Below are 11,863 nucleotides of genomic sequence, written 5' to 3'. Positions count from 1 at the left end.
GTCAGACCCTCTCCATCGCGATGCCGATCGCATCGGCGACCGTCTGGACGCCGAGCGGCACCCGGAAGGCGTTGTGGGAACTGGTGCGCGCGCCGCGCATGGCGACCTCGCCGGCTTTGATCGCGAGCGACCGGTCGTAGCGCTGGCCGCGGAGCACCGCCTCCGCGTCGCGTGCCCGGATCGGCCGCGCTCCGACGCCGCCCAGCGCGATCCGCACGTCCCGCACCCGCCCACCGGCCACCTCGATGCCGACGGCTGCCGAGGTCAGCGCGAAGGCGTAGGACGCGCGGTCGCGGATCTTGTGGTACGTGGAGGCGCGCAACGCCGGCAGCGACGGCACGTGGATCCGGGTGATCAGTTCGCCCGGTTCGAGAACCGTCTCGATGTGCGGAGTCGTGCCGGGCTCGCGATGCAGGGATTCCGCCGGGATCCGGCGCGTGCCGCGCGGCCCCGCGATCTCGATCTCGGCGTCGAAGGCCACCAGCGCCACCGCCCAGTCGCCGGGGTAATTGGCGATGCACGCCTCACTGGTGCCGAACAGCGCGAGACCGCGGTCGGCACCGCCGATGGCCGAGCACCCGCTGCCGGGCACGCGCTTGTTGCACTGGTAGGGTGCGCCTCCGCGGAAGTAGGCGCAGCGGGTGCGTTGCAGCAGATTGCCGCCCACGGTCGCCATGTTGCGCAGTTGCTGGGAGGCGGCCTTCGACAGGGATTCGGCCATGGCCGGATACCGCGTCCTGACCTCGCCATGGTCCGCGACGTCGGCCATCTTCGCCAGCGCGCCGACCACCAGGCCACGCCGGCCCGGGACGATGTCGTGCAGACCCGGCAGCGCGGTGATGTCGACCAGGGTCGACGGCGTCTCGACATCGAGCTTCATCAGGTCGTACAGCGTCGTGCCGCCGGCCAGGAAGCGCGCGCCGTCGGCGCGGGTCGAGGCGGTCACCGCCTGCGTCAGCGATGTCGCGCGCACGTGTGTGAAGGGACGCATCAGGCGCGCTCCATCTTCGGCGCCGCATCCAGCACTGCGGCGACGATGCCGGCATACGCGCCGCAGCGGCACAGGTTGCCGCTCATGTATTCGCGAACGTCCTCGGCCGAGCCTGCGTGCCCCTCGCGCACGCAGGCGATCGCGGCCATGATCTGGCCCGGCGTGCAGTAGCCGCACTGCAGCGCATCGTGCTCGATGAAGGCGGCCTGCATCGGATGCAGTTCGCCCTCGGGGGCGATGCCCTCGATCGTGGTCACCGCACGGCCCTCGGCCTGCACGGCCGGGGTCAGGCAGGACACCACGCGGCGCCCGTCGATGTGAACGGTGCAGGCACCGCACTGACCGTGATCGCAGCCCTTCTTGCTGCCGAACAAGCCCTGCCCCTCGCGCAGCAGATCCAGCAGCGAGGTGCGGTTGTCCACCTCCACCGCCACCTGCTCGCCGTTGATCACCGTCGACAGCAGGCTCGACAGCGCGTCGTCCGGCAACGGACCCGGCGCTGCCGCGGGCGGCCCGCCGGGGATGGCGGCGTTCAAGCCGCTCGGCAGCCAGGACAGCGCGACCGTGGCCAGGCCGCCGGCGAGCACCTCGCGCCGGTTCAACTGGAAGGCGGGCGGCCGATCGGTCTCATCGTTCGGTTCGGACATGGGGGCAGCGCCTCGGCGTCGGGGGATTCCCGTTTTACCGTTCGCCTCATCCGGTTTCTCTCCCGCCATTGCGGCCTGCACGCGTGCGATTGCGCCCATGCGCACGGAGCGGCGGCCGGTCGGCACGCGGCCGGCCGGCGCCCTTCACGAAGCCCCTCAAAGCGCCCGATAGACGCTGGGCGACAGGCCGGTGGCCTTGAGAAACGTATTGCCGAATGCGCTCGGGCTCGTATACCCGCACTCCAGGGCGATCTGGGTGACGCTCATGCCACGCGTCTGCAGCAGTGCGCGGGCGTGCTCGATCCGGAAACGCTGCAACCGGCGGAACGGCGTCTCGCCATGCTGCGCACGGCAGAGCCGGATCAGCTGGAACGTCCCCACGCCCACGTACCCGGCAACCTCGGCGAGCGTGAAATCGTCGGCCAGCCGCTCTCGCAGAAACGCATCCATGCGGTCGAGCGCAACATGCGCCCGGACGGCATGCGCTCCATCGCGCGGACGGGCGGGCTCGCCCACCAGGTGGGCGGCCAGGAAGCGCGCGGCGGCATCCACGTAGAACCCAGGCGCCGCCTGCCCTGCGGCCTGCCCCAGCGCCCGGACCAACTGCGCCGTCGTCGTATCGTGGTGCGAGAGGCGATTCAGGCGCCTGGACGGCATCCCGTACCCGGTGCCGTCCGCGGCTTCCTCGAGCAACCGGGCGCGAATCCGCACCTGCACGGTGACGTGCTCGGACCGGTTGCGCCAGCGCAACATCGCCCCTTCTCCGGGTGCGGTGAAGCCGAGATCGCCATCGCGGTAGCGGGCCCCCAGCCAGCGCCCTGCCCGCCGTCGCTCGATGTTCGCGGCGCCGGCCGGTTGGGCTGCGCGCTCGATCAACACGATGCTCTGGTGATCGCGGGCGAACACCTCGAGCCCATCGCAGACCTGCGGCTCGATCACCCTGAACACCCGCACGTCGTTCCAGCCCAGCGAGGCACTGTCCAGCACGACGGTCCCCGGCGAACGCGGCACGCCGTCCCAGCCGTCTGCGTCGTGATCGTCGCGATGTGGAGGCGTGATCGGCATGGGGCACTCCATGGGCCCGTAACGGTGCATGCGTATCCTAAGCGAATCGGCGGACGCAGCCGCGAGGCACGCATCTCGGCCACCGGACAGGACCGGCCCCATGCAGGGCCCGACGCCCCGGGCGAGGCAAAGGCGCACGGCGCACCATGCGCCGCAGTGCCCGGTCCGGGCGCCTTTCGCTCGTGAGCGACGCGGGAACCAGAGGGCGCCCCGGCATCCTCCGGACATCAGGCATCGGGGTCGCGCGCGACCCGACGCGCCCGCTGACGCCGGTCGAGCCGGATCCACTCGCACATGAGCAACGTCACGCCGGCATTGAGCACCAGCTCGCCCGGCCAGATCGTCGCGTAGGCACTGCCGTCCAGCATCGCCCTGGCCAGGCCGAAGACATCGACGATGGCGCCGGCGGCGAGCACGGCACAACACAGCTTGATGCGCCGGGTGTTGCCCGTCGCGGTCATCATCCACAGCGCCGCCACGACCAGCCACGATGTCACCACGAGATAGGCGGGGCTCATGGCGCCTCTCCCCGCCCGCGGCCCGTCACCCGCGCCACCAGGTCGTCGGCCATGTGATCGCCGCGGCGATGCAGGAGCCGCTGCAGGATCGCGGTCCCCTGCAACCCGAAGCAGCCCACCAGAAACGCGGTGCAGGCCTGCACGTGCGCGTCGGCGTTGACGAAGAAACGCTCGTTCAACGCCGGCCCCACGAACACCGCGACCAGCGCGCCGCAGCTCACCCGCACCATCGCGCGGTGTCGCGACGGCGTGTCGTCGAGCACCAACGGCAGCAGCGCACCGCTGACGCCGGCCAGAACGACCCAGAGCTGATCCCACACATCGGCCATGACCGCACCCTCATCGCGGTGCCAGTGCGGCACGACGACCGTGCCCATCGAGCACGCTCGCGCCATGGCCCGAGGGATCTGGCAACGCGAGCACCCCATCCACGAGCCCGTCGCAAGCCCCGCCGGAGGAATCGGCGGAGAACGCGTACCAGCGTCGCTCGCCGTCCACTGCCGCCAGCTCCAGCGGAATCCTGCACGATGCCGGTGCGCCTTGGCGCCACTCGCCGGCACGCTGCCCGAGCGCCGCCGTCTCCACGCGCACCTGCGCCGTGCCCGTGCCGTAACCGGTGAACGCCAGGGCGAGTCCGTCGGCGGTCGTGGCCGCATCGCCGAGCGCGTGCAGGATCAACGGCGCTGCGGATGCGCCGTCGAGATGCAGCACGTGGCCATCCCCGGCCACCGTCAGCGTCTCGCCGAGCAGCCGCTCGCAGGCCGCGCCGCCGGACGTCGAGGGCCCAGCCACATAGCGCGTGCCGTCTCGCGACAACGGCACGCGACACGCCGACGGCGCGCCCAGGCGCAGCTCGCCGCCGTCGGCTCGCAGCTCCAGTCGCACCGCATGGGGCACCTCGCCAACCCAGCCGCTGCCCAGCCACGTGCCGGTCTCTGCAGCCGTCGATGCGCACAGCGACAGCATCGCCGCCAGCATCAGCGTGCATCGAACGCTCGTCTCGTTCATCGTGAATCTCCTCATCGTCGCCGGCCGCGGGGTGCGGCCGATCACCATGGCGCCAGCCAAGCCAGCCAAGCCAGCGCCGCCAGGACCGCCAATGCAGCGCCCGCAGCGGCCATCACCCGCACCCCCCGGCCCCGGCGTGGCGGCCCCGGCGGCAGTCGCCGGACGATCGCGCGCCCCTGCTCCGGGGTCAGCTCGAACTCGATGGCGCGCTTCATCCGCCGGGCCCGTCCACCTGCCGACCGACGGGCAACAGATGGCCGTCGAAATACACACGGACGTCCTCGCAGTGCTCGCCATGCAGCTCGACCCGCAGCCGATGCACGACGTCCCAGCGGCGCTTGCGCCCGAGCAGCCTGAGTGCGCGTACGCTGCCGTCGCGATCGCGCAGCACGACACAGGCGAAATGCAGCTCCGCGTGGCCGAGCCGATGCCGGCGCCAGGGGCGCAGACGCTCCAGCGCCGAGCCGCTTCGGGCCAGACGCTGGACGGCGTCCGCCCGGCAACGCCGGAACACCGTCTCCATGCGCGCGCGACCGTCGAGCACCGCACCGCGAAACGCCTCGACCAGCATCGTCAGCGGATACCGCCGCGCGCGCACCTCAGGCGCCCTCCAGCCAGGCCGGCTTGCGAGGGAACCCCACGTGGTAGCACAGCCATTGCAGCACCACCTGGTGCTCGCCGATCTGGAGGATCGTGAAGCTCTTCTCCATGCCGACGATCGTCCCGCGCGGCGCATCGGTCAGGCAGCGGTTGAGCAACGCACGCGCCGCCTCGATCTCCTCTTCGCTGCGCATGCGCGACGGGTTGTCGGTACCCACCACGATGCGTTTGACGAACTTCACGTCGCTCAGGTCGAACATCGCGTGCGCTCCGCGTTGGCGGTCGGCCGCGCTCCCGGGAACGGGCACGCGGCGGGTGGAGGGGAAACGCGCGCCCGGGTGGATGCCGCGGGCGCGCGGCCGGTCCGCGTGCCTCGGTTACGGCGTCGGTGCAGGTGCAGGTGCGGGTGCGGGTGCGGGCGTCGGTGCGGGCGTGGGTGCGGGCGCCGGCAGCGACGTCGTCGTGATCTTCCTCGGCGCGCACGCCGTCTGCAGGATGTCGAGCACCCGCGCCAGGCCTTCGGGCATGCCCTTGTCCTCCGCGTGCACGCTGACGTGGTACTTGGCGGAGTTGTCGGAGGACCGGGTGTTCTCCTTGTGCGTGGCGACCGAGCCCTGGATGTGCACCTTGGCGCTGAACACGCCCCACCCGACCTGCGCCGTCGCGTCCAGCGAGGCCGAGGTGTCGCTGCTCTCGTGGCTCGAGAAGGAAGACTTCACTTCCATGTCGAATGTGATGTCGACCGTGCTGATCGCCAGGTTGGGCACCTTGACGATCGCCAGCAGCGGCACTTCCAGCTCGACCTCTTCCTCCGCGATGCCCGGCCGGTTGGGATCGGTGCTGTCCATCGGGCGCTTGAACTTGAAGCTCGCCGTGCGGGTGTCGCCGACGCCGCCGGGATTGCGGGCGGGGTCGAGCGGCGGCAGGAAGCCGATCACCTTGATGAAATCGGCCGTGGCCTGGGCCAGCCTGATCTGGGCGTCGCAGGCCGCGTTCAGCGGTCCGCCGATGAGATCGCCCATCGGCAGGCCCTGGAACTGGCTGGAGATGTTCACGAGTTCGTTTGCCATGTCATTGCTCCTGGAGGTCGGCTAGACCGTCGGGGTGCCGTCGCCGGACGACGGCTTCGGGGTGGTCGTCCGGAACACGCCCTGGGTCTGCGCGAGATGGTTGATGAGTCTGGCGGCGCCGTCCGTCGGTTCGGAGCCTTCCACGCGCAACACCACGTGGACCGACCCCTGACCACCAGCGACCGCCGCGCCGGTGTCGACGTTGATACGGGGCCGCGATCCGTGGTCGCGGCGGTTCCATGCGTGTTCGGGAGGCGCGCCGGGCACGGGCGCTTCGTCCTCGTGCGTCGTCAGCCCACCCAGATCGGCATCGAACGTGATCTCGACATCCTTGATGCGCAGGACGTTGGTCGACACCAACGGCAGCAACGGCGCCCGGTAAAGGTCCTCGTCGCCCGGCGTCGCATCGGGATGCAGCGACGGCAGCCGGATGACCACGCTCTTCGGCCGGTTGTCCTCGTCGAAGAAGTCGGCGAGGTGCGCGGTCTGATGCTGCTCGATCTTGTCCTGCGCCTCGATCACCGCCCCGGCGAGCGCTTCGATCAGGGAATTGAGCGTCGTGTTCGTCGCCATCGGCGGCTCCTCGAAAGGCCTGGACGCGGCCGGTGGTCAGGCGACCGTCGGGTCGGCGGGAAACGCGTCCACACGTGCCAGCCAGCCACGCAGGAAACGTTGCAACGAGGGCCGGCGCGCGACCAGGCCGCGGTAGTAGTCGATGCGTCCCTTCCGGTAGCCGAGATACACCGCCTTCGCATCCGCTCCGGCGAGCGCGGTCAGCGTGCCGGGGCCGAACAGGCCGTCCACCTGCAACCGCGGCTGCGCACCCTGCTCGTTGAGGACGCGCTGCAGCAGCTTGATCGCGTGCGCGCCGGCGTTGACGTTGAAATCGAACACGATGTCCGCCAGCGGCTGCAGGGCGATCTCGTCGCCGTGCACGCTGTCCCAGTACAGCCGGCGGTAGAGCACCCCGGCCTGGGCATCGGTCAGCGCCCGCAGGTTGTCGAGCGTCGGCTCGACCCCGAGCATCGTCTGCGCGAACCGACGGAACGTCGCGAAGGTGATGCCCTTGTTGGTGGCCCCACCCGGGTCGGCGGGATCGTTGACGTAGCCACCCTCGAAGCGGAGCAGCGTGGGGAAAAACGCGTTGAAATCGGCCATGGCGTCCTCCTGGCATGTGTCGTGTTCGTTGGACACAGCGTCATGGAGGGACTTGCGCCAGGGCATCGGTGCAATGCCTAGAAGATCGGGCGGGATGACGGAATCCGCACTCGGAATCCGCGCCGCGCGGGCGAAGCGGCGGGCTCGGCAACGGACGCACCCGGCGCCCGAAGCCGGCGATGCGCCGATGCGAGGATCGGCATCCGCCCGATGGCATGAGGCGCCGACGCTACGGACAGTGACCGCATCCCGCCGACATGGCCTTCGCGCGAGGCGCACCTTCCCGATGCGACGTCTACCCTGCCGTCCCACCGCCCTGCTCACCGAAAGACCGCGACACGCGCGCCTGGCCGTCGTCGCGGGCGTCGCCGGCGCCGGCACTGTCCAACCGGCTGATGCCTTCGCGCAGCGCGTAACGGGTCAATCCGGCGATACCGGTGATGCCGAGCTTCGCGAAGACATGCTCGCGATGGGTGGCCACGGTCTTCTCGCTGATGTGCAAGCGCGCGGCGATCTGGCGGGTCGACCAGCCCTCGGCATAGAGCTGGGTCACCTCGCGTTCCCGCCCGGTCAACGGCGACGGACCCGCCGCCACGTGATCGCGATTGCGATAGGCCTCGATGAATACCGCCTCCAGCCCCGAGCTCAGATACATCCGTCCGCTCGCCACGCCGCGAAGCGCGGCGAGCAGGACCTCCACCGGATCGCGCTTGAGCACGTAACCACGGGCACCGGCGTCGAAAGCCTCCTTCACCGCGTGGTGGTCGCCGGAGTGCGCCAGGCACAACACCCGCGCGTCGGGGGTGCGCGCCAGCAGGCGGCGGGTCGCCTCGATCCCGTTCATCCCCGACATCGAGGGCTCGACGACCGCGACATCGAACGCCAGTCGTCGCGCCACCCGCAGCAGTTCCAGACCGTCCCCGGCGACACCGGCGACCTCGACCCGCGCATCCGATGTCAGCAGTGCGCCGACGCCGGCGCGCACCAGGACATGATCGTCGGCCAGCAGGATCCGCAGCGTCATGGCGCACGCCCCCCTTCGATCACATCGCATCCGTGCCGCACGGCAGGTTTCCGCGCCGTGACCCGTTCATCGCATCGCCCGATCATTTCGTCCCCCCTAGAGTCGGTGGCGCGCCAGACACCACATCCGGCTCGAGCATGCACACCGGTCTGGCCGAAGTCCTTCCGAAAAGCTTCCGGCACGTTCGCGCGATGGCCGGTGCGCCGGCACGCCGCCTCGAAGGACGGTCACGGCGGCGCGACCGTATGCGCGGCGCGCACGCGATGAAACCGTGCGGTGTACGCGGGGCAGTGACGAGCAGGAGGGGGAATGGCAAAGGACATGCCGACGACAGCGGAACGATTCCGCATCGGCGACTGGATGGTCGTTCCGGCCGAAGGGCGCCTGCAGCGCACCGGCCAAAGGCGCCGTGTCGAGCCCAGGACCATGGGCGTCCTGTGCGCGCTCGCGGCAGGCGGCGGTGCGATCTGCAGTGCCGATGCCCTGCTGTCCGCGTGCTGGCCGGGCCAGGCTCTGGGCGACAACACCATCCACAAGCATGTCGCGCTCTTGCGAGCAGCACTCGACGACAACGTGCATCGCCCCCGCTACATCGGCACCGTGCACCGTCGGGGCTATCGGCTTCTCGAGCCCGCCGTGGCGATCACCCACGGCGTCGACGTCGCCGCCGATGCCGAGGCCCTGCTCACGGGCGCATGTGCGCTGAGCGACGTCCTGGACGACCGGCCGCCTACGCCTGGCATCTGCATGGTCGACGACATGGATGCTCACACGCTTTCACGGCTGATGCGGGACAACCGGCGCCTGCGGGCGTTGTGCGCGGCCCTGCTCCAGCGGTGTCGCGAGGCGACCCACGGGGGCGCGCCCCGTGTACTCGACTGACGACCAGGGTATCGGCGTTTCGCGAACGTCAGGCGGATGACGCCCGGCGGTCGCCAGATGAAGGCCAGCGAACTGGAATCCGTGCCGTCTTCCATTTTCACCGCCACCTGACAGTCGCGGGCCTAGCGTCGGCCTGCCCATTCCGGGCATCGGAGATCGCACGTGGACAAGAACCGTACCGAAGGCGCGAAGAACCAGGTCAAGGGCACCGCGAAGGAGATCGCCGGCAAGGTCACCGGCAACAAGGCCAGGGAAGTCGAAGGCAAGGTGCAGAAGAACGTCGGCAAGGTGCAGGGCGAAGTCGGCAAGGCCCGCGACGAGGCCCGCAAGGGTCACTGACCGCGCATATGGCAGCCGGACGCATCCGATGCGTCGGGCTCGACAGGAAAAGGGAGCGCAGTGCGCTCCCTTTTCTGCGTTGGGAGTTTCCAGGTCGGCGTATCCCAGCCAAGCGCGAAGCCTTCGCCGCATTCATCTTCGGGATCGTCGCGGACATTCCACGCCGTCTGAATGTGGTCGCCGGCAGCATCTGGTGACCGCGCCCGCCCTCGGGCGATGTATCGCGCACGCGCGCCAACGGAGAGCCCCATGTTGAAGGACAAGACCTCCAATGCCATCGTCGCGGTCGGCGACCTGGAACGGGCACGGGATTTCTATACCCGTACGCTGGGCCTGGAACTCGTCGAAGACGACATGGACGGCGTACTCGGCTATCGGACCGGCCAGACGATGTTGGTGGTGTACCGCTCCGAGGCGGTCCGTCCGGGAACCGGCAATGCCGTGGCCTGGAGCGGCGGCGACGATGTCGGCACCATCGCGGCAGCGTTGCGCGAACGAGGCGTCGTTCTGGAGGAGTACCCGGATCTGAACATGCGCATCGACCGCGGCGTGCACACGGCCGATGGGTTCTCGGCCATCTGGTTCAAGGATCGCGACGGCAACATTCTTCATGTCCACAGCATGTAGCGAAGCCGAGGGGCGCCGATGGTCCTGCTGCTCGCGCTCCTGCTGATCGCATCGACGTGGGCACTCGGCAGCCTGCAGCTGTGGCCGCGCACGCGCTGGATCGTCGATGCAGTGCCGTGGCTCGGCGGCGCGCTCGGGCTCGCCGTCGCGGCATGTGTCGCGTGGGGCGTCATCGGGATCGTGCAGTACGGCGGCTGGGGATCGCTTTCCAACGACCAGGCGCTGCATCGCCTGCTCGGCCCGGGCAACCTGCTGATGCGGCGTCCGGAATGGTCGTGGCTCGACCACGCCGACACGTTCTACATGCAACTCGATATCGCCTGGACGCTGCTGGCGCTGTGCGTGGCGTCGCAGTCCGGCCTGGTGTTCTGGGCCGGTGCGGCGGAACGGCGGCGGAAGGCGCGTGTGCGCCGCGAGAGACGCAACGCATCGCAGGCCTGAACACGGCACGCCCAGGCATCACCGGCAACGACGCGCCTGGCGGTCGAGCTCATCTGGCCGGTGCATGTCCGCGGTGTTCGAAGCGACGACCGCGCCATGCGACCACCGCAGTGGGAGTCGGTCGGGGCCGCACCACGGTCGCGCTCTTCCAGGCTCTCCAGCCATGTGGCACTTCACCTCCCGCTTCGCGCGACTCGACTAGCGTCGCCACTTTCCCGTTCGCATGAGGCGCGCGCCATGCCGGATCGAAACAAGGCCGTTCTGGAACAGGCCAATGCGGCCATCGCCCAGGGTGATATCGAAGGCTTCCTCGCCCACTGCACGGACGATATCCAATGGACGACGGTCGGCGAGTCCACTCTCGACGGAAAAGCGGCCGTCCGCGCCTGGATGGCGGATGCCTATGCCCGGCCGCCGGTGTTCGAGGTGCATCGCCTCGTGGCCGAAGACGACACGGTCGTGGCGTTGGGCGAGATCACCCTGCCCGACCGTCAGGGCGCCCCTGCCCGGCACGCCTACGCGGACGTCTGGCGCTTTCGCGATGGCCGGATGACGGAATTGCAGGCGTTCGTCGTCGGCCAGCCCGTGTGAAGCGCGCGGCGCCGACATGCGCCAGGACGCCTCAGCGTCTTCTCTTCGCGGGTCCGCCGGCATCGGTCGACGACGAAGGCGATGCCCGCTTGCCGCACATCACGTCGCTTCGGCGCGTGATCGATGGCGAGGCCGCTGCGGCTCGCGCCAGTTCCTGTCGCAGGAACGAATGTCCGTTGACGCGTACCCCGAGCACGGGGCGATCGAACGGACTGCCGGCCGGCGCATCGCCGTAGACGACATCCATCTGGTCCGATGCATCCACGTCCGGATCCCTGGCGAGGCCGACCCTGTCGTCGGTCGCGTCCTGCCGGTTCTCGATCTGGTAGGACTTGCGCAAGCTGCGTCCGCCTGCGCCCTCCACGTACAGATTCACCAGGAAGCCGCTCGGCACCAGCGAGCGCGATACCGTGCGGGCGTTGCCGTAGACGATGGCGACACTCATGAACACGAGGTCCGACGTGCCGCTGGCGATGTCGTGCGCCTCCACCTCCATCCGTCGCCACACGCCGTTGCGCTGGAACTGCGAGAACTGGGGCAGGATGTTGTGGGCCACATCGGGGCCACCCAGCTCGAGTGCGAAGATGTGCCCCTTGTCCATGTCCACGCGCCCGGTGTTTCTCGCACTCAGCGCCAGCGCCTTCTTGGGCACCTTCTGGGTCATGCCGATGCGGAAGTTCGATTGCGGTTCCGGCGCGGATTTGCGTCCCGCCGTCGAGCCCATCGGAAGAACGTAGCCGCTGGCGAGCACCGGGCGTTCGCGCTGATGCAACGTGCCCGCGCCGAGGATCTCGTACTCGATGGCGACACTGCCGTACGCCGCCGGACGCGGCGTGCCATCGAAGGTCTTGTCGTAGGAATAGGTCGGCATGCCGGAACGTCTCCTGGAGCGTCATCGATCC

The 11,863-nt window shown here is 69.6% G+C and carries 19 protein-coding genes; 5 read left to right on the top strand and 14 right to left on the bottom strand.

Going from position 1 to position 11,863, the window contains the following annotated elements; translation table 11 throughout:
* Position 1 precedes the first annotated feature (1 nt).
* The 13 genes from RG19_RS05910 to RG19_RS05855 all read right to left on the bottom strand — a co-directional run bounded on the left by RG19_RS05910 (position 2) and on the right by RG19_RS05855 (position 8,081).
* Positions 2-991 (bottom strand): FAD binding domain-containing protein, encoded by a 990-nt coding sequence (locus tag RG19_RS05910; RefSeq protein ID WP_058834463.1) that lies wholly within the window; start codon positions 989-991, stop codon positions 2-4.
* Positions 991-1,638 carry a (2Fe-2S)-binding protein gene (locus tag RG19_RS05905; protein ID WP_058834462.1) on the bottom strand — a complete coding sequence of 216 codons (648 nt, stop codon included), beginning with the start codon at positions 1,636-1,638 and terminating at the stop codon, positions 991-993. The genes RG19_RS05910 and RG19_RS05905 overlap by 1 nt, the downstream gene beginning before the upstream one ends.
* A 156-nt stretch (positions 1,639-1,794) precedes the next feature.
* A complete protein-coding gene (locus RG19_RS05900; protein WP_058834461.1) occupies positions 1,795-2,703 on the bottom strand; it encodes a helix-turn-helix domain-containing protein in 909 nt (302 codons plus the stop codon).
* Between the two features lie 227 nt (positions 2,704-2,930).
* A complete protein-coding gene (locus tag RG19_RS05895) occupies positions 2,931-3,221 on the bottom strand; it encodes a hypothetical protein (RefSeq protein WP_058834460.1) in 291 nt (96 codons plus the stop codon).
* Positions 3,218-3,598 carry a hypothetical protein gene (locus RG19_RS05890; RefSeq protein WP_058834459.1) on the bottom strand — a complete coding sequence of 127 codons (381 nt, stop codon included), beginning with the start codon at positions 3,596-3,598 and terminating at the stop codon, positions 3,218-3,220. The genes RG19_RS05895 and RG19_RS05890 overlap by 4 nt, the downstream gene beginning before the upstream one ends.
* Positions 3,561-4,229, bottom strand: a complete 669-nt coding sequence (locus RG19_RS05885; protein WP_157515181.1) for a hypothetical protein — start codon at positions 4,227-4,229, stop codon at positions 3,561-3,563. The genes RG19_RS05890 and RG19_RS05885 overlap by 38 nt, the downstream gene beginning before the upstream one ends.
* A 41-nt stretch (positions 4,230-4,270) precedes the next feature.
* On the bottom strand, positions 4,271-4,444 hold the full coding sequence (locus RG19_RS17545; protein WP_157515180.1) for a hypothetical protein: 174 nt from the start codon (positions 4,442-4,444) through the stop codon (positions 4,271-4,273).
* Entirely contained in the window at positions 4,441-4,827 is a 387-nt protein-coding gene (locus RG19_RS05880) for a hypothetical protein (RefSeq protein WP_058834457.1), read from the bottom strand. The genes RG19_RS17545 and RG19_RS05880 overlap by 4 nt, the downstream gene beginning before the upstream one ends.
* 1 nt (position 4,828) lies before the next feature.
* Positions 4,829-5,089 carry a hypothetical protein gene (locus RG19_RS05875; RefSeq protein WP_058836443.1) on the bottom strand — a complete coding sequence of 87 codons (261 nt, stop codon included), beginning with the start codon at positions 5,087-5,089 and terminating at the stop codon, positions 4,829-4,831.
* 117 nt (positions 5,090-5,206) lie between these two features.
* The gene (locus RG19_RS05870; protein ID WP_082672507.1) at positions 5,207-5,899 is read right to left on the bottom strand and encodes a DUF2589 domain-containing protein; all 693 of its coding nucleotides are present in this window, start codon (positions 5,897-5,899) and stop codon (positions 5,207-5,209) included.
* A gap of 21 nt (positions 5,900-5,920) precedes the next feature.
* Positions 5,921-6,472 (bottom strand): DUF2589 domain-containing protein, encoded by a 552-nt coding sequence (locus tag RG19_RS05865; protein WP_058834456.1) that lies wholly within the window; start codon positions 6,470-6,472, stop codon positions 5,921-5,923.
* Positions 6,473-6,508: 36 nt separating this feature from the next.
* Positions 6,509-7,057, bottom strand: coding sequence for a glycoside hydrolase family 108 protein (locus RG19_RS05860; protein WP_058836442.1), 549 nt, complete (start codon positions 7,055-7,057; stop codon positions 6,509-6,511).
* Between the two features lie 295 nt (positions 7,058-7,352).
* Positions 7,353-8,081 (bottom strand): response regulator, encoded by a 729-nt coding sequence (locus tag RG19_RS05855; protein WP_058834455.1) that lies wholly within the window; start codon positions 8,079-8,081, stop codon positions 7,353-7,355.
* Between the two features lie 321 nt (positions 8,082-8,402).
* Between RG19_RS05855 and RG19_RS05850 the strand changes: the two genes are divergently transcribed.
* From RG19_RS05850 to RG19_RS05835, 5 genes are all read left to right on the top strand, one after another.
* On the top strand, positions 8,403-8,963 hold the full coding sequence (locus tag RG19_RS05850; protein ID WP_058834454.1) for a winged helix-turn-helix domain-containing protein: 561 nt from the start codon (positions 8,403-8,405) through the stop codon (positions 8,961-8,963).
* Positions 8,964-9,125: 162 nt separating this feature from the next.
* On the top strand, positions 9,126-9,302 hold the full coding sequence (locus RG19_RS17185; RefSeq protein WP_082672505.1) for a CsbD family protein: 177 nt from the start codon (positions 9,126-9,128) through the stop codon (positions 9,300-9,302).
* Between the two features lie 249 nt (positions 9,303-9,551).
* A complete protein-coding gene (locus RG19_RS05845; protein WP_058834453.1) occupies positions 9,552-9,929 on the top strand; it encodes a VOC family protein in 378 nt (125 codons plus the stop codon).
* A gap of 18 nt (positions 9,930-9,947) precedes the next feature.
* Complete coding sequence (locus tag RG19_RS05840; RefSeq protein WP_058834452.1) at positions 9,948-10,370, top strand: hypothetical protein; 423 nt, start codon at positions 9,948-9,950, stop codon at positions 10,368-10,370.
* Positions 10,371-10,466: 96 nt separating this feature from the next.
* On the top strand, positions 10,467-10,961 hold the full coding sequence (locus RG19_RS05835; RefSeq protein ID WP_238376593.1) for a nuclear transport factor 2 family protein: 495 nt from the start codon (positions 10,467-10,469) through the stop codon (positions 10,959-10,961).
* 31 nt (positions 10,962-10,992) lie between these two features.
* On the opposite strand, the gene RG19_RS05830 is transcribed toward RG19_RS05835, so the two are convergent.
* A complete protein-coding gene (locus RG19_RS05830) occupies positions 10,993-11,832 on the bottom strand; it encodes a DNA/RNA non-specific endonuclease (protein WP_058834450.1) in 840 nt (279 codons plus the stop codon).
* Between the last annotated feature and the right edge of the window lie 31 nt (positions 11,833-11,863).

Source organism: Luteimonas abyssi (genome assembly GCF_001482195.1).
Lineage (GTDB): Bacteria > Pseudomonadota > Gammaproteobacteria > Xanthomonadales > Xanthomonadaceae > Luteimonas > Luteimonas abyssi.
This window is presented reverse-complemented; position numbering and strand designations above follow the sequence as displayed.

Bases quoted from the DNA above. Each gene is read 5' to 3' on its own strand.
- RG19_RS05910 (WP_058834463.1), bottom strand. From the start codon at position 991: ATGCGTCCCTTCACACACGTGCGCGCGACATCGCTGACGCAGGCGGTG.
- RG19_RS05905 (WP_058834462.1), bottom strand. From the start codon at position 1,638: ATGTCCGAACCGAACGATGAGACCGATCGGCCGCCCGCCTTCCAGTTG.
- RG19_RS05900 (WP_058834461.1), bottom strand. From the start codon at position 2,703: ATGCCGATCACGCCTCCACATCGCGACGATCACGACGCAGACGGCTGG.
- RG19_RS05895 (WP_058834460.1), bottom strand. From the start codon at position 3,221: ATGAGCCCCGCCTATCTCGTGGTGACATCGTGGCTGGTCGTGGCGGCG.
- RG19_RS05890 (WP_058834459.1), bottom strand. From the start codon at position 3,598: ATGGGCACGGTCGTCGTGCCGCACTGGCACCGCGATGAGGGTGCGGTC.
- RG19_RS05885 (WP_157515181.1), bottom strand. From the start codon at position 4,229: ATGAACGAGACGAGCGTTCGATGCACGCTGATGCTGGCGGCGATGCTG.
- RG19_RS17545 (WP_157515180.1), bottom strand. From the start codon at position 4,444: ATGAAGCGCGCCATCGAGTTCGAGCTGACCCCGGAGCAGGGGCGCGCG.
- RG19_RS05875 (WP_058836443.1), bottom strand. From the start codon at position 5,089: ATGTTCGACCTGAGCGACGTGAAGTTCGTCAAACGCATCGTGGTGGGT.
- RG19_RS05870 (WP_082672507.1), bottom strand. From the start codon at position 5,899: ATGGCAAACGAACTCGTGAACATCTCCAGCCAGTTCCAGGGCCTGCCG.
- RG19_RS05865 (WP_058834456.1), bottom strand. From the start codon at position 6,472: ATGGCGACGAACACGACGCTCAATTCCCTGATCGAAGCGCTCGCCGGG.
- RG19_RS05860 (WP_058836442.1), bottom strand. From the start codon at position 7,057: ATGGCCGATTTCAACGCGTTTTTCCCCACGCTGCTCCGCTTCGAGGGT.
- RG19_RS05855 (WP_058834455.1), bottom strand. From the start codon at position 8,081: ATGACGCTGCGGATCCTGCTGGCCGACGATCATGTCCTGGTGCGCGCC.
- RG19_RS05850 (WP_058834454.1), top strand. From the start codon at position 8,403: ATGCCGACGACAGCGGAACGATTCCGCATCGGCGACTGGATGGTCGTT.
- RG19_RS05845 (WP_058834453.1), top strand. From the start codon at position 9,552: ATGTTGAAGGACAAGACCTCCAATGCCATCGTCGCGGTCGGCGACCTG.
- RG19_RS05840 (WP_058834452.1), top strand. From the start codon at position 9,948: ATGGTCCTGCTGCTCGCGCTCCTGCTGATCGCATCGACGTGGGCACTC.
- RG19_RS05835 (WP_238376593.1), top strand. From the start codon at position 10,467: ATGCGACCACCGCAGTGGGAGTCGGTCGGGGCCGCACCACGGTCGCGC.
- RG19_RS05830 (WP_058834450.1), bottom strand. From the start codon at position 11,832: ATGCCGACCTATTCCTACGACAAGACCTTCGATGGCACGCCGCGTCCG.